The sequence below is a fragment of the Streptomyces sp. NPDC014727 genome (assembly GCF_043083485.1).
GTDB lineage: Bacteria > Actinomycetota > Actinomycetes > Streptomycetales > Streptomycetaceae > Streptomyces.
In genome coordinates this window covers 169,596-189,005 of the sequence record NZ_JBIBYR010000004.1, presented here as the reverse complement: position 1 = coordinate 189,005, position 19,410 = coordinate 169,596, and the positions used below count along the sequence as shown (strand labels likewise).

The following is a 19,410-nucleotide window of genomic DNA, read 5'->3' as shown; positions in this document are numbered from 1 at the left end:
TCCGAACGACGGGGCCTAGCTCTGGTGTCCTTCGTAGTGCGCCACCGCGTCCGCGGTGCGCCCCGCGCCGTACACCTTGAGGAACTCTGCCAGTTCCGGGTGGGTCGGGGCGAGGGAGTCGGCGGCATCGATGATGTCGCCGGCGGCCGCGACCGACCGCAGCAGCGACTGGATCTCACGTACCACGCGCCGGACGGTGGGGGCGCCGCCGGTGGTGGAGGTCTGGCCGGTGCCGGTGAGGACGGAGCCGCCCTGAGACTTCTTGATCTCTTCCATGCGGTCGGTTGCCTCCCCCGCGCTGACGCTGCCGTCGGCGACCTGACCAGCCAGTTCCTGGAGCGCCTGGACGCGCTGGACGACCGCGGGATTGCCGATCTTCGCCCGCTGGCCGCTCATCAGCTGGGAGAGCATGGGGGCGGACAGCCCGAGGACCGCGGCGAGCCGAGCCTGGTTCAGGCCGAGATCATCGATCAGCCGGCGGAAGAGTGCCCCGAGAGGTTCTCCGTACCAACTGCGCTGAAGCTCCCTGGCTCTTGCCGTTGCCTCTTGCTGAGCTGCGTCCATGGCGTCTCCCCTTCGCTGCGGCTTCGCTGCTGCGAACCTCGACGAGCATCTTACGGAGAGTGGTCGTCCACCGGGAGTCCCCATCTTTTTGCAGGATTCCGTGGGGTACCCGGTACTCTGGTCTGCGACGGTTGCCGAGACGTCGAAGCGTCCGGTGCTGTCCCCTTTTCGGGGCCTTAGCTCAGTTGGTAGAGCGCTGCCTTTGCAAGGCAGATGTCAGGAGTTCGAATCTCCTAGGCTCCACAAAACAAAAGGCGGGCGCCGGAAGACTCAAGGTCTTCCGGCGCCCGCTTCCTTGTACGGGTCGGCTCAGCGCCCGTCGTCGAGATCGGTGCCGTCCACGCCCCCCGGACCGTCCGTCCCCCTGGCCTCCCTGTCGGTCTGCCCGGCCTGGGCGTCGGGGTCGAGCGGGGTCGGGCCGCTGCCGTCCACCGAGGACAGCGGCGGGCGGTCGGACACCTCCGTGGGAGCGGGCGGCTCGACCAGCCAGTCCGGATTGGCCTGCCTGTCCCACCACCGCCACGCGGCATAGGCGCCGCCCGCCACGATGCCGACCACGAGGAGGCCCTTGAACAGCCGACCGGCCTTGGCCCGCCGCTCGTGCTTTCTGGCCAGCTGCCTGATCTCCTTCGCGGTGACCTGCCCGCGCAGGGCGGCCAGCGCGGCGGCGCTGCGCGCCGAGGCCTCCTCGGCCAGGGGCTGGGCGACGGACATCGCGTGGCCGACGCGCGGGACGGTGTAGTCGGCGGCGGTACGGGCGGCCCGGCGGGTACGGACCGCGGCACGCTGGGCCGCCACGTCGACCTTGGGGGGCACATGAGCGCGGGCCAGTTCGAGACGTGGTGCGAGATGCGCGTCGTATTGGATGCGGGCCTGATGGGCTGCCTTCGACATTTTCGGCGCGAGCCGCGCGCGGGCCTCGCACGCGAGATGCGCGGCCTGGTCCTTGGCCGTGTCGGCGTAGGGCGCCACCACTTCCGCGGCGTGCTGCACGCTGTCCTTGGCCGAGTCGGTTGCGGCGCGCACGCTGTCGATGCGGGTCACGGGATCCTCCTCCTTGGTGGCGGGTTGGCACTCCGCCTTTCCACCCATTTCGAGATCATGCCCGCCGGAGACCCGTACGGCATGCGGGGCGGGCATCCGGGTCATTCGGCCCATGAGTGATGCCTTGGGGCAATGCGGTGCAAGGGGAGCTTGCCGATGACAATGCCACGGTTCGGCTCAGCCCGCGCCGCGGCGTCACGCACTTGGCCGCATTTGTTCCTGCAGCGAGCGGACGGAAGGGTTTCGGACACGTCGCAGGCGAGCGGGGCGGAGCCGGCTTCGGTGCACGGGGCGCGGAATCGGGCAAGAAGGTGAGCGAGGCGCGTTCGGGGTGGCGGCCGGGCGCCGGAGCGGGCGGCCCGTGCGAGGATCGGTGGACGGCATCGAAGACTTAACGTCACCGAAGACTTACGGAAGGCAGATCGTGGCTGAGCAGCTTTACGCCACCTTGAAGACCAACCAGGGCGACATCGAGATCCGGCTTCTGCCGAACCACGCGCCCAAGACGGTCAAGAACTTCGTCGAGCTCGCCAAGGGCGAGCGCGAGTGGACGCATCCCGAGACCGGCAAGAAGTCCACGGAACGGCTGTACGACGGCACCGTCTTCCACCGCGTCATCAGCGGCTTCATGATCCAGGGCGGCGACCCGCTGGGCAACGGCACCGGCGGCCCGGGGTACGAGTTCGGTGACGAGTTCCACCCCGACCTCAGCTTCAACAAGCCGTACCTGCTGGCCATGGCCAACGCCGGCCCGGGCACCAACGGCTCGCAGTTCTTCGTGACCGTTTCCCCGACCGCCTGGCTGACCGGCAAGCACACGATCTTCGGTGAGGTCGTCGACCCTGCCAGCCAGAAGGTCGTGGACACCATCGCCGCCACCCGGACCAACGCCCGCACCGACCGCCCGCTGCAGGACGTCGTGATCGAGTCGGTCGTCATCGAGAACCGTTGATCACCAGTGGTCGTCACGTGATCACGCCCTGATTGTCCTTTCGGGGAACCAACAGCCCTGCTCGTCCGTACTTGTTACATAGCGGACGAGCAGGGCTGCGTTGTGCGTACTGCCGCCACGACGAGGACCGAAGGGGCCGGGAAGTGAGGGGACCGATGGACCAGCAGCCGCCGGGAGACCGGGACCGGACCGCCGCCACGGACGATTCGCTCAGCTGCTACCGCCACCCCGGCCGCGGGACGCATATCCGTTGCACCCGCTGTGACCGGCCGATCTGCCCCGAGTGCATGGTCAACGCCTCGGTCGGCTTCCAGTGCCCGGACTGCGTCCGTCAGGGGTCGGGTACGGGACACGGCCCGGCCGCGAACACGCCGCGCACCGTCGCGGGCGGCAGCATCACGGCCGATCCCCGGCTCATCACCAAGATCCTTCTCGGTATCAATGTCGCCGTGTACATCGCCGTGCTGGTGAAGGGCGACGCGCTGGTCAACGAGCTGGTGCTGTTCGGCCGCGCCCCGACGCACTCCGGCGGCCCGCTGGAGGGCGTCGCCGAGGGCCAGTGGTACCGGCTGGTGACGTCGATGTTCCTGCATCAGGAGATGTGGCACATCGTCTTCAACATGCTGGGGCTGTGGTGGCTCGGCGGCCCGCTGGAGGCGGCGCTCGGCCGTGCCCGCTACCTCGCGCTCTACATGCTCTCCGGCCTGGCGGGCGGCGCGCTCACCTACTGGCTCTCCGCACCCGATCAGGGTTCGCTCGGTGCCTCCGGGGCGATCTTCGGTCTGCTGGGTGCTACTGCTGTGCTCATGCGTCGGCTCAACTACGACATGCGCCCGGTCTTCGTGCTTCTCGCGGTGAACCTGGTCATCACCTTCAACCCCTGGGGCGGAATCGCCTGGCAGGCACATGTGGGCGGGCTGATCGCGGGCACGCTGATCGCGATCGGCATGGTGCACGCACCCCGAGAGCGGCGCGCACTGGTGCAGTACGGCACCTGCGCCCTGGTCCTGGCGGCCGTGGTCGTCATCGTCCTCGCCAGAACAGCAGCGCTTACCTGAGCCGACGGAGCCGCGGGCACAGGCCTGCGGATGCGGTGGCTGTGGACGCCGAAACGGTCACGGCCGTGGGTGCCGACGCTGACGTGGCCGGGGGCGCCGATGTCCGGTTGTTCCCTCGGTCAGTTGTCCACAGCACCAGTTGTCCACAGCGTGTATCGAATCTTGTGCATTCTGTGGGAACAACTGTGCCCCTTGTCGCTGAGCTGGGTTTTTCCAGCAGGGACAAGGGGCGTGCCGCCCCTGGATGAGGCAGGCTGCAGTCACATCGGCGTCAATGACCAGGGAGTTATCCACAGATCGTCTGACCTTTTCCCCTGCCTGTGGATAACGCTGTGGGTAACTCGGGGCAAGGCTTGCCGGACCGGGCTCGGCCGTGAGGTCACCTGCTCCGCGGCGCTACTTCCACTGCGTGGAGACACCGAAGCCGCCGGCGATGAAGCCGAAGCCGACGACGATGTTCCAGTTGCCCAGCGACTTGATCGGCAGATCGCCGTCGGTCACATAGAAGACGACGATCCAGGCCAGGCCGATCAGGAAGAGCGCCAGCATCACCGGCGCCACCCAGCTGTGGCTGGTCAGCTTTATGTTGGTTGCCTGCTTCGCCGGAGGAGGCGTGAAGTCGGCCTTCTTGCGGATACGTGACTTCGGCACGAGGAACTCTCCTGTCGATGCGCTGCGTGACCGCGCAGGGAACTGTGGCTGGCGCCGGGGCAGGGACCGAGGGGGAATGCTGACTCCCCCGGGCGTCCGTTAGCGTAGTGCTTCCGTGGCGCCGAAGGAGATAAGGGTACGTTGAGCAATTCTGCCGACTCCCCCGAAGGACCGGTCCGGCGCACCGTCCGGCACCCGGCCCGGGTGCTGACGGCTGCCGTCTTCGCCCTCGCCGGACTGATCTTCGTCACCAGCGCCAACACGGCCAAGGGCACCAATATCCGCACCGACTCCTCGCTGCTGAAGCTCTCCGACCTCATCCAGCAGCGCAGCGGCAAGAACGCGGAACTGGACGAGACCACCGCATCCGTCCGCGAGGACATCGACTCCCTCGTCCGGCGCGACGACGGCAGCACCAAGGCCGAGGATGCGCGGCTCAAGGCACTGGAGCGCGCCGCGGGTACGGCGGAGCTCTCCGGGCGGTCCGTGGCCGTCACCCTCGACGACGCCCCGCCCAATGCCACCGCCAACCCCGGCTACCCCGACCCGCAGCCCAATGACCTGGTCATCCACCAGCAGGACCTTCAGGCGGTCGTCAACGCCCTCTGGCAGGGCGGCGCCCAGGGCATCCAGGTCATGGACCAGCGGCTGATCTCCACCAGCGCGGTCCGTTGTGTCGGCAACACGCTGATCCTCCAGGGCCGGGTCTACTCCCCGCCGTACAAGATCACCGCGGTCGGCGACCCGGGCAAGCTCAAGCAGGCGCTCAACGACTCCCCGGCGATCAGCAACTACCTGCTCTATGTGAAGGCGTACGGGCTCGGCTGGAAAGTCGACGAGAACGAGGCGGTGACTCTTCCCGGCTACTCGGGCACAGTGGATCTCCACCATGCGGAGCCGGTGCAGTAGCGAGCAGCAGTGGGGAGGCCGACACGGTGTCGGTGCGACTGGTCGTGAGGACGTTCAGTGAACTCTGCATCACCGTCGGTGCCCTGATCGTGCTCTTCGTGGTGTACGTGCTGTTCTGGACCGGGGTGAAGGCCGCCGACGCGACCGAGGGACAGATCGACACCCTGCGCAACCAGTGGTCCCAGGGACCCGTGACCGCCCCCGCACCGGACAGATCTCCGAAGCCGACGGCGCCGCCCGCCCCGGCGGCGTACCGGGACGGCAAGCCGTTCGCGATGCTCTACATTCCGCGCTTCGGCAAGGGCTGGGAGTGGCCCGTTCTGGAGAACACCGAGGTCCGGACCCTGCAGAAGGGGCTCGGCCACTACACCGGAACCGCCCGTCTCGGTGCGCAGGGCAATTTCGCGGTGGCTGGACACCGCCGTACGTACGGGGACCCGTTCAAGGACTTTCCGAAGCTGCGGCCGGGCGACCCGGTGGTGCTGACGGACGGGACGACGTGGTTCACGTACCGCATCGACAAGAAGCCCTACCGGACGGTGCCGAGCGACATCGGGGTCATCGATCCCGTCCCCCGCAGATCCGGCTTCGACGGCCCCGGCCGCTATCTGACGCTGACCACCTGCGACCCCGAATGGGGCAGCAGCCACCGGCTGATCGCCTGGGCGCACCTCGACGCGACCCAGCCTGTGACCGACGGCAGGCCGGCAGCTTTCCACAGCTGACCCACGCCTTCTGCCCCGGCCCTTTAGTCTGGTCCCGTACCGAATGGAGGGGACAGCATGTACGGCTGGATCTGGCGGCATCTGCCGGGCAACGCATGGGTGCGTGCGCTCATCTCGCTCGTGCTGGTGCTGGCTGTCGTCTACGCGCTTTTCCAGTACGTCTTCCCGTGGGCGGAGCCGCTGCTCCCGTTCGGCGATGTGACGGTCGACGGCTCGACCGGGACGGGGGCCGGCCAGTGAGTGCCCGCATCCTTGTCGTGGACAACTACGACAGTTTTGTCTTCAACCTCGTCCAGTACCTCTATCAGCTCGGCGCCGAGTGCGAAGTGCTGCGCAACGACGAGGTGACCACGGCACACGCCCAGGACGGCTTCGACGGCGTCCTGCTGTCGCCCGGCCCGGGGACCCCGGAGCAGGCGGGTGTCTGCGTCGAGATGGTCCGCCACTGCGCGGCCACGGGCGTCCCGGTCTTCGGGGTCTGCCTCGGAATGCAGTCGATGGCGGTGGCGTACGGCGGGGTGGTGGACCGGGCCCCCGAGCTGCTGCACGGCAAGACCTCGCTGGTGACCCACGAGGGCACCGGGGTCTTCACCGGCCTGCCGTCCCCCTTCACCGCGACCCGCTATCACTCGCTCGCCGCCGAACCCGACACGGTTCCGCCGGAGCTGGAGGTGACGGCGCGCACAGCCGACGGCATCATCATGGGGCTGCGCCACCGTGAACTGGCGGTGGAGGGCGTGCAGTTCCATCCGGAGTCGGTGCTGACCGAGCACGGCCATCTGATGCTGGCCAACTGGCTGGCGCGCTGCGGCGACACGGAGGCCGTGGCGAGATCGGCGGGGCTCGCGCCGGTGGTGGGCAAGGCCGCCGCGTGACCGCACTCCGCCCCGAGCACGACGCCGGACAGGACGGCCCGTACGAGCAAGGAGCGTACGAGGCTGCGGGCGCGTTCGAGGCGGCGGTCGACCGGCTGGCGGATCCGCTGAACGATCCCCTGCCGGGGCAGCATGTCTCACCGTGGTTCCGGTCGGGCAACATCCCGCCGGAGGGGGCGGGACAGGCCGCGGGGCGGGGCCGAGGGCAGCACCGGGCCCCGGATCAGCAGCCACAGGCGCAGACGCAGGCGCAGGGACCGGCACCGGCACCGGCTCCTCAGGGGGCGCGGAGCCCCGAGGAGACCCCGCGGGAGTGGTACGACCCCGAGGGGTTCGAACGGGACTGGTACGGGCAGCAGACGCCCTCCCCGACGCCCTCCGCCGTACCCGTGGCGGAGCCCGTCTCTCAGCCCCTCGCGCCACCCCCGGTGCACGACGCGACGGTCGGTCCGCGGGCGGCGGCTCCCCGGAGCCCGGCCGGTCGGCCGGTGGCGCCCCAGCGGTCGACCCCCGGGCCGGATTCCGGGTTCGGACCCGAGCCGGGGGCGGCGAGCGACGCGGAGAGCTTCGCGGAACCGGGTGCCGTGCACGAGGGGACCGATCCGGAACCGCGCACCGGAGGCCGCGCCGAGCGCCGACGTGCTGCGAAGGGGCGCGGCCGCCGGCGTGCCGAAGCGCGCCCGGGCACCACGGGGCCGACCACTGCGCCGGCCGGGAGGCCGATGTCGCGCGTCGAGGCACGGCGGGCGGCGCGCGCGGCCAAGGACAGCCCGGCCGTGGTCGCCAGCCGGGTCACCGGGGAGCTGTTCATCACTCTCGGTGTACTGATGCTGCTGTTCGTCACGTACCAGCTGTGGTGGACGAATGTGCGTGCCGACCAGTACGCCGGCAAGGAGACGCACAAGATCCAGGACGACTGGGCGAAGGGCGACCGCAATCCCGGTGTGTTCGAAGCGGGGCAGGGATTCGCCATCATCCACATCCCCAAGTTGGACGTGGTCGCTCCGATCGCCGAGGGCATCAGTAAGGAGAAGGTCCTCGACCGTGGCATGGTCGGCCACTACAACGAGGGCGCGCTGCGCACCGCGATGCCGTCGGCCAAGCAGGGCAACTTCGCACTGGCGGGCCACCGCAACACGCACGGCGAGCCGTTCCGCTACATCAACCGGCTGCGCCCCGGTGACCTGATCGTGGTCGAGACGCAGGATGCGTACTACACGTACAAGGCGACGAAAACTCTTCCGCAGACATCTCCGTCCAATGTCTCGGTGATCGGCCCGGTACCGCCCGGTTCCGGGTTCACCGGGCCTGGCCGGTACATCACGCTGACGACCTGTACGCCGGAATTCACGAGTACGTACCGTTTGATCGTCTGGGGCAAGATGGTCGACGAACGACCGCGCAGCAAGGGAAAGCCCGACGCGCTCGTCGGCTGAAACATCATCACGACAGGGGCGGGTGCGGTGACAGCGAGGACCGAGCACGAAGAGCGAGTCGGTGAATCCGGGCTCCCACCACGGCGCAGCGACCGCCATCCCCTCGCGACCGCGGTCAGCTTCTTCGGTGAACTCCTGATCACCGCGGGCCTGGTGCTGGGTCTCTTCGTCGTCTACTCCCTCTGGTGGACGAACGTGCTCGCCGACCGGGAAGCCACCAAACAGGGCCACACCGTCCGCGACCGCTGGGCCGGTGGACCGGGCGCGCTGGACACCAAGGACGGCATCGGATTCCTGCACGTCCCGTCGATGAGGAACGGCGAGGTGCTGGTCAAGAAGGGCACCGACACGGAGAACCTCAACGACGGCATCGCGGGCTACTACACGGACCCGGTGAAGTCGGCTCTCCCCTGGGACGAGAAGGGCAACTTCACCCTGGCCGCACACCGCGACGGGCACGGTGCCAAGTTCCACAACATCGACAAGGTGAAGACGGGGGACGCGGTCGTCTTCGAGACCCGGGACACCTGGTACGTCTACAAGGTTTTCAAGGAGCTTCCCGAGACGTCGAAGTACAACGTCGACGTGTTGCAGGCGGTGCCGAAGGGCTCGGGAGCGAAGAAGCCCGGCCGCTACATCACGTTGACGACCTGTACGCCGGTCTACACGTCGAAGTACCGCTACATCGTGTGGGGCGAGCTGGTGCGTACGGAGAAGGTGGACAAGGACCGCACGAAGCCGGCGGAGCTGCGTTAGGGCCTCCCGTTCGGATCACGCCCGGCTCGATCCGAACGTAACGACGCGGTTGTCGTGGTCTGCCGGGTCGGCAAAGGGCCCCGGTCACCGTTGAGGTGCCGGGGCCCGATGGCGGTCGGTGCGGTTCGGGGGTCAGTGCCGCCCGCCGGACAGGCCGTCGAAGATGTTGCCGTTCCCGTTCCCGTTGCCGTTCCCGTTGCCGTTGCCACCCACTGTCGTGAGTGTGACGGGAGTGCTTGGGTCCACTTGGGTACCCGGCTGTGGGTCGATGCCGGAGACGATGGCGTTGTCGTCCGGGGAACTGCCGTTCGCGAACTGGATGTTCGTGAAGCCGGCCTGAGCCAGAAGCTGTTTGGCCTCGGAAACCCTCTTGGCCCTGACTTCGGGAACCGCTACCTGCGCCGGCTGCTGCGGGCCCTTCGAGACCGTCAACACGATCTGGGCGGTCAGCGGCTGCATCGAGTCCGCGGGCGGGTTCTGGCTGATCACCTGGCCTGCCGGCTTCTCCGAATCGACGTCGGTCCTGGAGACGTTCTTGAAGCCCACGCCGTTGAGCTGAGCCACCGCGGCGTCGTATTCCCGCTCGGCCACGTTCGGCACCTTCTGGGTGGCCTCCTTGGCGACCGTGATCGTGACCTCGGAGTTCTTCTCGGCCTTCGCACCACCGTCGGGGTCCTGCTTGACGACCGTACCCGCGGTCTTCTCGGACTCGACCGTGGTGACGTTCACCGTGAAGCCCTTGGCCTCAAGGTCCTTGCGGGCGGTGTCCTCCGTCTTCTCCACGACGTCCGGGACCTCGACCTTGGGGGCGCCGGTGGAGACGACGACCGTGACGGTGTCCTTCTCCGCCATCTTGTGGTCCGGGGTCGGTGTCTGGCTGCAGATCCTGCCCTTGGGCTGATCCTCGCAGGGTTCGCGCGAGCCGACCTTGAGGACGACGTCGGAGTTGTCCGCGAGCTTCTGTGCTTCCTTCAGGGTCGAGCCGACCATGTTCGGTACATCGACCTTGCCGCCGTCGCCCTTGTTGTCACTGAACACCGACCGGCCGATCAGGATCGCGCCGATCAGCACCAGGACGCCGGCGACGATCAGCAGGACCGTCGAGGTGTTGCTCTTCTTCTGGCGACGCCGGTCCGGGCGGTCGTCGTGGCCGTAGCCGCCGTCGTCCGGGTTGACCGGGGGCAGCATGGACGTGGGCGCGCCGTTCTGGTCCGCGGCGCGCAGCGCGGTGGTGGGCTGGTCGTTGCCGTACCCCTCGTAGCCGCCGTAACCAGGTGCGCCCATCGCCGCGGTGGCGGCGACCGGCCGGCCGTCCAGGTACGCCTCGATGTCGGCGCGCATCTCGTCGGCCGACTGGTAGCGGTAGTCGGGGTCCTTGGTGAGGGCCTTCAGCACGATCGCGTCCATCTCGGGCGTGATCTCGGGGTCGAAGTTGCTCGGCGGCTGAGGCTCCTCGCGTACGTGCTGGTAGGCCACCGCGACCGGGGAATCACCGACGAACGGCGGCCGGACCGCCAACAGCTCGTAGAGCAGACAGCCGGTGGAGTACAGGTCGGAGCGTGCGTCGACCTGCTCGCCCTTGGCCTGCTCCGGGGAGAGGTACTGGGCGGTGCCGATGACTGCCGCGGTCTGGGTCATCGTCATACCGGAGTCGCCCATGGCGCGGGCGATACCGAAGTCCATGACCTTGACCTGGCCGGTGCGCGTCAGCATGACGTTCGCCGGCTTGATGTCACGGTGGACGATGCCCGCGCGGTGCGAGTACTCCAGCGCCTGGAGGATGCCGACGGTCATCTCCAGGGTGCGCTCGGGCAGCAGCTTGCGGCCGGAGTGCAGAAGTTCCCTGAGCGTCGACCCGTCGACGTACTCCATCACGATGTACGGGATGGAGACCCCGTCGACGTAGTCCTCGCCGGTGTCGTAGACCGCGACGATCGCCGGGTGGTTGAGCGAAGCGGCGGACTGGGCCTCACGGCGGAACCGGGCCTGGAAGGACGGATCGCGGGCCAGATCGGCCCGCAGCGTCTTCACAGCTACGGTGCGGCCGAGCCGGGTGTCGTGTGCGAGGTAGACCTCGGCCATGCCACCACGACCGAGCACCGAGCCCAGCTCGTACCGGCCGCCGAGGCGACGCGGCTCTTCCATAGCGGTAGACCTCTCCCTGAACCGTCCACGTACGGGTGCCTGGAATACGGTACCCGTCGAGGCAAATCAAACCCGGCGCTGCCCGGAGCCGATACGCGACCGGTACAAACGGTCCTGCTCGGCGGGCGTTGGCGGGTGCGGGTCCTGTGACGTCCGCACGGGCCGTGCAGCGGCTCTGACCATGTCAGTTCAGAGATGATGCGGCTTTCACTATGGCCTCGTTGTATATACGCAATTTGTCCAATTGGTTGGCATTCTTACGGATTGAGCCGTTCTGGTAGGCCGTCTCCGTTGCATACCAGACACCCACGACATTGAACTTCTGCTTGCATTCCACATCTGCCGTCGCGGTGGATTTCTCGACGGTGGTCGGCGGTCCCGCGGCGGTGAATTCCTTCGCGGGGTCCATGGGCGTCTTGAAGTCGAAGCCCTTTTTCTTCATGCACCCGGACCAGGAAGCGAAGACCTTTTTGGCGCGCTGGTCGTCCATGGACCGTATGAAGCTTTCCTGGGAAAGGATTTGCGCGGCCATTCCATCGCCGATGTCCGGGGCACCCTCCGCCAGCTTTCGTTCCGCCGTGCCCACACAACCGCGGTCGGAGTTTCCGAGAGTGGTCGCCTTCGGGCGTTCTCCCGGCTTGAGTCCGGTGAGCGCCTTGAATGCCTTGTCCGAGAGCCCCTTGTTCTCGGTCGGCGGCTTCTTCTGGGCGCTCGGATCACGTTCCGGTGGCAACCGGTACCCGTACGTGGCGGCGATCTTCGCGTCAGCGCTTCCGTAGCGCAGCTCGTTTCCGAGTGGTCCGGCTGGGGGGATGGGTTTTTCGGGAACGTAGTCGAATCCCTGCTCCCGCATGCATTTCTGCTTCAGCTCTTCGGTTGCCAGGAAAATTTGCCGGGACCGGGCACTGTCGATCATGTAGGCGTCGAGAGGAAGTTTCAGGTCCCGTGCCACTGGATTCTCGGGGATGGCCCGTACCGGCGCGGGATCCGCCTCTTCGACGACCGATGAGGCCCTTCGCGTGGGCTGGGCCGGGCCTTCCGCGTCGCCGCTGCTGCCGCACGCCGCCGCACCGACCATGAGAACGAGGGTCGCGGCGATCCGCCGGGTGACGGCCGGACGCGCGGTGGACCATCCTGCTGGAGCTGAGCGTGGCATTTCTGATTCGTGTCCCGGTCGCTGGATGGGGACGGCGAGTTGCCGCCGAGGCCGGCGGCAACTCGCCGACGGGCATTACGAAACGTACTGGGCGGACGCGTTGTTGTTCTTCAGCGTGCTGTTGAGCGGGCCGGCGTAGGAGCTGCTGAACACCTTGCCGAACGTCTGGTACGCACCCTGGTAGTTCGAGTTGTAGTAAATGCGGACGCTGCTGGAGTTGTTCCAGTTCACGACGTACGCCGCGTTGTTCTTCACGATCTGGGTGTAGCCACTGCCGTTGCCCCGGCACATGAAGTAGTCGTCACCGAAGCTGGGGTCGTTCCAGGCCCACCCCTGCCATGCGCTGCTCTGGTTCGAGTTGAAGTAGAGCTCGTAGCCGCCCTTGTCCGCTCCGGACATGCAGGTGTCGGCAGCGGCCGGAGTGGCCGTCGTAATGGTGACGGCCGCAGCCGCGGAAACGCCGGCTATGAGCAGGGAAAATGCCTTCTTCATGTGGGTACCCCTCCCTGGACTGGCCAGTTCCGATGGAAAGCGCCGACCGTTTTTGTGAACGGAATTCTTTGCCGTGTCCATCTCAACCGGTTGATCTTGGGAGCGTAACCAGCCCGACCCCGCAGGGTAAGGAGTCCACACTCGGTGTGACGGAGATCATGCGCGCACGCACTCGCACCCGGCCGTACGCGTACGACGACCGGGTGCGAGTGGGCGGGCAGGGTGCGGAAGGCCTACCTGCTGCGTGCCAGGACTGCCTTCATCACGTCCCGGGCGATCGGCGCGGCCAGGCCACCACCCGAGATGTCATCGCTGACCGCGGCGCCGTCCTCCACCACGACGGCCACGGCGACAGGAGATCCCGCCTTGGTCTTGGCGTAGCTGATGAACCAGGCGTACGGCTTCTCGCTGTTGTTGAGGCCGTGCTGGGCGGTACCGGTCTTGCCGCCGACCGTGACGTTGGGGATCTGCGCGTTGCGGCCGGTGCCGTTCTGGACCACGGTCTCCATCATCTGCTGGAGCTTCTGAGCGTTCTCGGCCGAGAGCGGCTGGCTGAACTGCTCCTTCTCGTGGGTGTAGATCACGTCCAGATTGGGTGCCTGGCGCTGGGCGACCATGTACGGCTGCATCAGCTTGCCGTCATTGGCGACCGCGGCGGCGACCATGGCCATCTGGAGCGGGGTGGCACGGTTGGAGGCCTGGCCGATGCCCGCCATGGCGTTCTGCGGCCGGTTGTCCTTCGGGTAGACGCTCGCGACGGCGCGGACCGGAGTGAAGATCTCCTTGTTGAAGCCGAACTTGTTCGCTTCCTCGATCATCTTGTCGTTGCCGAGGTCGTCGCTCATCTTGCCGAAGACGGTGTTGCAGGAGATTCGAAGCGCCTCGCGGAGCGAAGCGTTCTCGCACGGGATGTTGCCCTCGTTGGCGAGGTTGTCGGTGGACAGCGGCAGCCGCCAGGGCAGCGGGGAGTCCGTCTTGGCGTCGATGTCGGAATGGAGGCCGTTCTCCAGGGCTGCGGCGGCCGTCACGACCTTGAAGGTCGAACCGGGCGGGTAGGTTTCGCGCAATGCCCGGTTGAGCATCGGCTTGTCCTTGTCGTTCAGGAGCTGCTGGCGCGCCTTGCTGTCCTTGTCGGAGTTGCCCGCGAAGACCGAGGGGTCGTACGAGGGGGTGCTGGCGAGCGCGAGGATCGCACCGGTCCGTGGATCGAGGGCGACCACCGCTCCCTTCTTGTTGCCGAGCCCCTTGAAGGCGGCTTTCTGAGCGTCGCCGTTGAGCGTGGTGACGACATTGCCGCCCTGCTTCTTCTCGCCGGTGAACATCGACAGCGTGCGGTCGAAGAAGAGCTGGTCGTCGTTGCCGGTGAGGATGCCGTCCTCGATGTTTTCGAGCTGTGTCGCGTCGAAGGCCTGCGAGGAGTAACCGGTGACAGGGGCCCACATCGGGCCGTTCTTCCAGACCCGCTTGTACTTGAAGTCGCTGCCCTTGGTCTCGACGGAACCCGTGACGGGGTTGCCGTCGACGATGATGTTGCCGCGCTCGTGCGCGTAACGCTCGATGCGGACGCGGCGGTTCTCGTCCCGGCTGTTCAGTTCGTCGGCGCGGACGTACTGCAGGTAGTTGGTCCGCACGAGCAGGGCGAGGATGAGGACGCCGCAGAAGATCGCGATCCGGCGGAGGGGCTTGTTCAAGGTCGGACCACCTGGGTCATCTCGGCGTCGGAGGACGGGGCGGGGGCCGGGGCGGGGCGACGGGCGGTGTCGCTGATCCGGATCAGAATGGCGATCAGCGCCCAGTTGGCCAGCACGGACGAGCCGCCGTACGCAAGGAACGGCATGGTCATACCGCTGAGCGGGATGAGCCCCATCACTCCGCCCGCGACCACGAAGACCTGGATGGCGAAGGCCCCCGACAGCCCGACGGCGAGCAGCTTGCCGAAGGGGTCACGGGCGGCGAGTGCCGTGCGGATGCCCCGCTCGACGATCAGGCCGTAGATCAGCAGGACGGCCATCATCCCGGCCAGGCCCAGCTCCTCACCGACGGTGGAGAGGATGAAGTCGGCGTTGGCGGCGAACATGATCAGGTCCGAGTGGCCCTGGCCCAGTCCGGTGCCGAGCGTGCCGCCGGAACCGAAAGACATCAGCGACTGGGCGATCTGGTCGCTCTGCGCCATCGTCGCCTTGGCGAACGGGTCGAGCCAGGCGTTCACCCGTTGCTGGACATGCGGCTCGAAGGACGCCACACCCACCGCGCCCACCGCGGACATCAGCAGACCGAAGACGATCCAGCTGGTCCGCTCCGTGGCGACGTACAGCATCACCACGAAGAGGCCGAAGAACAGCAGGGAGGTGCCGAGGTCGGTCTCGAAGACCAGGATCAGGATCGACAGGGCCCAGATGGTGATGATCGGGCCGAGGTCGCGTCCACGCGGCAGATACAGCCCCATGAAGCGGCGGCTGGCCAGGGCCAGCGCATCGCGCTTCACCATGAGATAGCCGGAGAAGAACACCGCGATGAGGATCTTGGCGAACTCCCCCGGCTGGATCGTGAACGGGCCGAGGCTGATCCAGATCTTCGCGCCGTTCACCGCGGGGAAGAACATCGGCAGGATCAGCAGGACCAGTGCCACGGCCATCGAGATGTAGGTGTAGCGCTGGAGGATGCGGTGGTCTTTCAGGATCACCAGCACGGCTACGAAGAAAGCGACGCCGATCGCCGAGTAGAGCAGCTGTTTGGGGGCGTCGGGGCTGTACGCCCCGTAGAGATACTCCGCACGCTGGATCAGCCTCGGTGACTGGTCCAACCGCCAGATCAGCACCAGCCCCAGGCCGTTCAGCAGGGTCGCCAGCGGCAGCAGCAGCGGGTCCGCGTACGGCGCGAACTTGCGTACCACGAGGTGGGCGACGCCGCCGAGCAGGATGAGCCCGCCTCCGTATCCGAACATGCCGGACGGGAGCTTGCCGTCCATGGCGAGTCCGACATTGGCGTACGCGAACACCGAGATGGCGATGGCGAAGACCATCAGTCCAAGCTCGGTGTTGCGGCGGCTCGGTGCGTCGATCGCGCCGATCGTGGTCGTGTTGGTGACAACGCTCATGGTGCTGAAGGCCCCCTACGGCTTTACTGCTTACCGCACTGCGGGACCAGCTTTTTCTCTTCCTCCGAGAGGCTGGGACCAGGAGTGGGAGTTTCGGTCGGCTTGGTCTTGGTGGCACCGGACGTCTTGGTGACGTCCGAGCCGGTACCCCGGGCTTGGCCCTCGTCGGAGCTGGCCTTCTCGGCCGCACGTCGCTGGGCGTCCTTCTTGCAGGCGGATGCCTGGAGAGCGAGTTCGCTGATCTTTTCGCGGGCGGAGGCGACGTCGCCCTCGGCGATGGTCGCCTTGACCTGCTTGCGCTGGTAGGGCGGGAGGTACTTGAGTTCGATCTCGGGGTGGTCCTTCTCGACCTCCGAGAGCGAGACCCACGCCAGGTCCTGGCTGATGCCGCGGAACAGCGCCACGTGTTCGTTCTTCGCGCCGACGTAGAACTGGTTCTGCGTCCAGCGGTACCCGCCGTAGAGACCACCGCCGAGGACGGCGAGCGTGAGCACGATGTAGAAGGACCTCTTGAGCCACTTGCGGCCGCCACCGGGCTTGACGAAGTCATCGTCGGTGTAGGCGTCGAAGGAGCCGTCCGGCACCCCGTCGTAGCCGACGTCGTCGCCGCTTCCGGGCGGGCCGAAGCCACCCGCGGGCGGCTGGACGGGGCGGCCGAGGCCGGCCGCTCGTCCGGCGGGGGTCTGCATGGCGCCGCCGTCGTTCAGCTGGGCGGCCTGGTTCTCGGCGACCGCGCCGACGATGACCGGGGTGTCATTGAGCTGTCCGGCCAGGGCGTCGTTGCCGTCGACGTCGAGGACGTCGGCGACGATGCAGGTGATGTTGTCCGGGCCGCCGCCGCGCAGGGCGAGCTGGATCAGCTCCTGGATGGTCTCCTGGGGGCCCTGGTAACTGGCGAGGGTCTCTTCCATCGTCTGGTGGGACACGACACCGGAGAGCCCGTCGGAGCAGATCAGATAGCGGTCGCCGACCCGGACCTCACGGATGGAGAGATCGGGTTCGACATGGTCGCCACTGCCCAGCGCACGCATCAGCAGGGCGCGCTGCGGGTGCGTGGTGGCCTCTTCCTCGGTGATCCGGCCCTCGTCCACCAACCGCTGCACCCAGGTGTGGTCCTGGGTGATCTGGGTGAGTACGCCGTCGCGCAGCAAGTACGCGCGGGAGTCGCCGACGTGGACGAGGCCGAGGCGCTGGCCGGTCCAGAGCAGGGCGGTGAGCGTGGTGCCCATGCCTTCGAGCTGGGGGTCCTCCTCGACCATCATGCGCAGCTGGTCGTTGGCACGCTGGACCGCCGTACCGAGGGAAGTGAGGATGTCCGAGCCCGGGACGTCGTCGTCGAGCTGGACGAGCGTGGAGATCACCTCGGAGCTGGCGACCTCGCCGGCTGCCTGGCCGCCCATGCCGTCGGCGATGGCGAGAAGGCGCGGACCGGCGTAGCCGGAGTCCTCGTTGCCTTCCCGGATCATGCCCTTGTGCGATCCGGCGGCGAAGCGCAGGGAAAGACTCATACGCACCTCGCCCGTCGGCTCGGGGTACAGCCGGTCTCGAGCCACACTGCCCACCCTCCGGTCGGGAGCCGGGCCGGGTCCGTTGCCCGGGCCGCCGCGACTCGCTCGCTCCGCTCGCTCATTGTCGTACTACTTCCGCAGCTCGATGACGGTCTTGCCGATCCGGATCGGCGCGCCCAGCGGAACAGGTGTCGGGGTGGTGAGTCGGGTCCGGTCGAGATACGTGCCGTTGGTGGACCCGAGATCCTCGACGATCCACTGGCCGTCACGGTCGGGGTAGATCCTGGCATGCCTGCTGGACGCGTAGTCGTCGTCCAGGACGATCGTTGAGTCGTGGGCCCGGCCCAGCGTGATGGTCTGTCCCTGGAGCGCCACCGTGGTGCCGGTGAGCGTGCCCTCGGAGACGACCAGCTTTGTGGGTGCCCCCCGGCGCTGGCGGCCGGGCTGTTGGCGCTGCTGCGGCGGTGCCGCGGCATTCTGGCGCGCCTGTGGCGGTCGTGCGTCGGTCGCGGTGCGGCGTGAGCCGCGCTGCGTGACGCGCGTTCCGAACAGGTCGCTGCGGATGACCTGGACGGCCACGATCACGAACAGCCACAGAACAGCCAGGAAACCTAGCCGCATGACCGTCAGGGTCAGCTCTGACATTGCCCCCGCTTCACCCTTCGGCTTGCCGGTAAACGATGGTGGTGCTGCCCACGACGATCCGCGAGCCGTCGCGGAGCGTAGCGCGGGTTGTGTGCTGCCCGTCCACCACGATGCCGTTGGTGGACCCGAGATCCTGGATCGTCGAGGGCGTTCCGGTCCGGATCTCACAGTGCCGACGCGATACGCCGGGGTCGTCGATCCGCACGTCGGCTTCGGTGCTGCGTCCCAGCACCAGCGTCGGGCGGGAGATCTGATGGCGGGTGCCGTTGATCTCGATCCAGCGCCGCACCTGCGCGTTCGGCAGGGGGCTGGGTCCGGCCGGCGGGTGCCGGTCGGAACTGGGTGCTCCGGGCCTGCCGGCGCCCGGCGGCGGAGCCGCGGGCATGGGCGGGGCGGAGCTGGGTGGGTAGCCGTAGCCGCCGGTGGACTGCGGGGTCCGCCCCGGGCCCGGGTATGGGGGCTGGCCCTGCTGCCCCGGCCGGCCCTGGGGCTCCTGCTGCTGTGACGAACTCGACGCCAGGGTGCGGCTGCGTACCCGGTAGAGCCCGGTGTCGAGGTCGTCGGCCTTTTCCAGATGGACCTTGATGGGGCCCATGAAGGTGTACCGCTGCTGCTTGGCGTAGTCGCGGACCAGGCCGGAGAGTTCGTCGCCCAACTGGCCGGAGTACGGGCTGAGTCGCTCGTAGTCGGGGGTGCTGAGTTCGACGATGAAGTCGTTGGGGACGACGGTCCGCTCGCGGTTCCAGATCGTTGCGTTGTTGTCGCACTCGCGCTGGAGGGCTCCCGCGATCTCGACCGGCTGGACCTCGGACTTGAAGACCTTGGCGAAGGTGCCGTTGACCAGACCTTCGAGACGCTGCTCGAAACGCTTCATGACTCCCATGGGGCACCTCCTCCGTTGTAGTCGTCCCTGTACTGCTTACTGATCGTATCCACGCGTCGGGAAATCGGCTGGTTCCCCTTGTCTGCCCTGTGGATGAGTGTCACCTCTCACACGGATCGTAGAGGCGGCCTCCTGACAGTGTCCCGCACCAGGGGTGCACTGAGGAGGAGTGGGGGCTGCCGTTCGGCGTTCCCGGTTCCCGCCAGGCGTTCGGTGAAACAACGGATGTGAATCCACCCTGTCCAGCGTGCTAATCTTCCGGATGTCGCCAGGCGCTCACACCAAACGGTGAGAGAGTCCGGAAACACCACTCTTGCGCGAGTGGCGGAACGGCAGACGCGCTGGCTTCAGGTGCCAGTGTCCTTAGGGACGTGGGGGTTCAAATCCCCCCTCGCGCACAAGAGAGAAGCCCCACAGGCCCAACGGCCTGTGGGGCTTCTTCGTTCCCCGGTGGACACCGATATTTCGTCGACGGGCGGCCATGTTTGTCGGTGCCGGGGTGCCAGGTGGCGTT

19 protein-coding genes and 2 tRNA genes are annotated in these 19,410 nt (G+C 67.5%); 10 read left to right on the top strand and 11 right to left on the bottom strand.

Annotation, left to right across the window (positions count from 1 at the left end):
- Positions 1-15: 15 nt before the first annotated feature.
- A complete protein-coding gene (locus tag ACF1B9_RS09245) occupies positions 16-564 on the bottom strand; it encodes a DNA-binding protein (RefSeq protein ID WP_189543011.1) in 549 nt (182 codons plus the stop codon).
- Between the two features lie 170 nt (positions 565-734).
- Here ACF1B9_RS09245 and ACF1B9_RS09240 point away from each other — a divergent pair.
- A tRNA-Ala gene (locus ACF1B9_RS09240) sits at positions 735-807 on the top strand.
- A 66-nt stretch (positions 808-873) separates the two neighbouring features.
- Here the strand turns inward: ACF1B9_RS09240 and ACF1B9_RS09235 are convergent.
- The gene (locus tag ACF1B9_RS09235; RefSeq protein ID WP_391741311.1) at positions 874-1,608 is read right to left on the bottom strand and encodes a DUF5324 family protein; all 735 of its coding nucleotides are present in this window, start codon (positions 1,606-1,608) and stop codon (positions 874-876) included.
- A 424-nt stretch (positions 1,609-2,032) separates the two neighbouring features.
- Between ACF1B9_RS09235 and ACF1B9_RS09230 the strand changes: the two genes are divergently transcribed.
- Together ACF1B9_RS09230 and ACF1B9_RS09225 are read left to right on the top strand one after the other, a co-directional pair.
- Positions 2,033-2,560: a peptidylprolyl isomerase gene (locus ACF1B9_RS09230; protein WP_391741313.1), complete on the top strand. Its 528-nt coding sequence runs from the start codon at positions 2,033-2,035 to the stop codon at positions 2,558-2,560.
- 155 nt (positions 2,561-2,715) lie between these two features.
- Positions 2,716-3,618, top strand: a complete 903-nt coding sequence (locus ACF1B9_RS09225; protein ID WP_391741315.1) for a rhomboid family intramembrane serine protease — start codon at positions 2,716-2,718, stop codon at positions 3,616-3,618.
- Between the two features lie 396 nt (positions 3,619-4,014).
- On the opposite strand, the gene crgA is transcribed toward ACF1B9_RS09225, so the two are convergent.
- Entirely contained in the window at positions 4,015-4,269 is a 255-nt protein-coding gene (gene crgA, locus ACF1B9_RS09220; protein WP_391741317.1) for a cell division protein CrgA, read from the bottom strand.
- A gap of 141 nt (positions 4,270-4,410) precedes the next feature.
- On the opposite strand from crgA, the gene ACF1B9_RS09215 reads away from it, so the two are divergent.
- The 6 genes from ACF1B9_RS09215 to ACF1B9_RS09190 are packed head-to-tail and all read left to right on the top strand — an operon-like array spanning position 4,411 to position 8,970.
- Positions 4,411-5,178, top strand: coding sequence for a DUF881 domain-containing protein (locus ACF1B9_RS09215; RefSeq protein ID WP_391741318.1), 768 nt, complete (start codon positions 4,411-4,413; stop codon positions 5,176-5,178).
- A 26-nt stretch (positions 5,179-5,204) separates the two neighbouring features.
- Positions 5,205-5,903, top strand: a complete 699-nt coding sequence (locus ACF1B9_RS09210) for a class E sortase (RefSeq protein WP_391741319.1) — start codon at positions 5,205-5,207, stop codon at positions 5,901-5,903.
- Positions 5,904-5,960: 57 nt separating this feature from the next.
- Positions 5,961-6,143 (top strand): hypothetical protein, encoded by a 183-nt coding sequence (locus tag ACF1B9_RS09205; protein ID WP_351072028.1) that lies wholly within the window; start codon positions 5,961-5,963, stop codon positions 6,141-6,143.
- Positions 6,140-6,778, top strand: a complete 639-nt coding sequence (locus tag ACF1B9_RS09200) for an aminodeoxychorismate/anthranilate synthase component II (RefSeq protein WP_376274372.1) — start codon at positions 6,140-6,142, stop codon at positions 6,776-6,778. Before ACF1B9_RS09205 ends, ACF1B9_RS09200 begins: the two co-directional genes overlap by 4 nt.
- A complete protein-coding gene (locus tag ACF1B9_RS09195) occupies positions 6,775-8,214 on the top strand; it encodes a class E sortase (RefSeq protein WP_391741320.1) in 1,440 nt (479 codons plus the stop codon). The genes ACF1B9_RS09200 and ACF1B9_RS09195 overlap by 4 nt, the downstream gene beginning before the upstream one ends.
- Positions 8,215-8,241: 27 nt before the next feature.
- Positions 8,242-8,970, top strand: a complete 729-nt coding sequence (locus tag ACF1B9_RS09190) for a class E sortase (protein WP_391741321.1) — start codon at positions 8,242-8,244, stop codon at positions 8,968-8,970.
- Between the two features lie 132 nt (positions 8,971-9,102).
- Here ACF1B9_RS09190 and pknB read toward each other — a convergent pair whose 3' ends face one another.
- The 8 genes from pknB to ACF1B9_RS09150 all read right to left on the bottom strand — a co-directional run bounded on the left by pknB (position 9,103) and on the right by ACF1B9_RS09150 (position 18,896).
- Positions 9,103-11,115: a Stk1 family PASTA domain-containing Ser/Thr kinase gene (gene pknB, locus ACF1B9_RS09185; RefSeq protein WP_391741322.1), complete on the bottom strand. Its 2,013-nt coding sequence runs from the start codon at positions 11,113-11,115 to the stop codon at positions 9,103-9,105.
- 184 nt (positions 11,116-11,299) lie between these two features.
- Entirely contained in the window at positions 11,300-12,193 is an 894-nt protein-coding gene (locus ACF1B9_RS09180; RefSeq protein ID WP_391741323.1) for a hypothetical protein, read from the bottom strand.
- A 153-nt stretch (positions 12,194-12,346) separates the two neighbouring features.
- The gene (locus ACF1B9_RS09175; RefSeq protein ID WP_376274357.1) at positions 12,347-12,763 is read right to left on the bottom strand and encodes a hypothetical protein; all 417 of its coding nucleotides are present in this window, start codon (positions 12,761-12,763) and stop codon (positions 12,347-12,349) included.
- A 233-nt stretch (positions 12,764-12,996) separates the two neighbouring features.
- Complete coding sequence (locus tag ACF1B9_RS09170) at positions 12,997-14,454, bottom strand: peptidoglycan D,D-transpeptidase FtsI family protein (protein WP_391741324.1); 1,458 nt, start codon at positions 14,452-14,454, stop codon at positions 12,997-12,999.
- Complete coding sequence (locus ACF1B9_RS09165) at positions 14,451-15,860, bottom strand: FtsW/RodA/SpoVE family cell cycle protein (RefSeq protein WP_391741325.1); 1,410 nt, start codon at positions 15,858-15,860, stop codon at positions 14,451-14,453. The genes ACF1B9_RS09170 and ACF1B9_RS09165 overlap by 4 nt, the downstream gene beginning before the upstream one ends.
- Positions 15,861-15,883: 23 nt before the next feature.
- Positions 15,884-17,368 carry a Stp1/IreP family PP2C-type Ser/Thr phosphatase gene (locus tag ACF1B9_RS09160; RefSeq protein WP_391741326.1) on the bottom strand — a complete coding sequence of 495 codons (1,485 nt, stop codon included), beginning with the start codon at positions 17,366-17,368 and terminating at the stop codon, positions 15,884-15,886.
- A 129-nt stretch (positions 17,369-17,497) separates the two neighbouring features.
- Positions 17,498-18,013 (bottom strand): FHA domain-containing protein, encoded by a 516-nt coding sequence (locus ACF1B9_RS09155; RefSeq protein ID WP_093895021.1) that lies wholly within the window; start codon positions 18,011-18,013, stop codon positions 17,498-17,500.
- Positions 18,014-18,023: 10 nt separating this feature from the next.
- Entirely contained in the window at positions 18,024-18,896 is an 873-nt protein-coding gene (locus ACF1B9_RS09150; protein WP_391741328.1) for an FhaA domain-containing protein, read from the bottom strand.
- A gap of 315 nt (positions 18,897-19,211) precedes the next feature.
- Here ACF1B9_RS09150 and ACF1B9_RS09145 point away from each other — a divergent pair.
- Positions 19,212-19,294, top strand: a tRNA-Leu gene (locus ACF1B9_RS09145).
- The last annotated feature ends 116 nt before the right edge of the window (positions 19,295-19,410 follow it).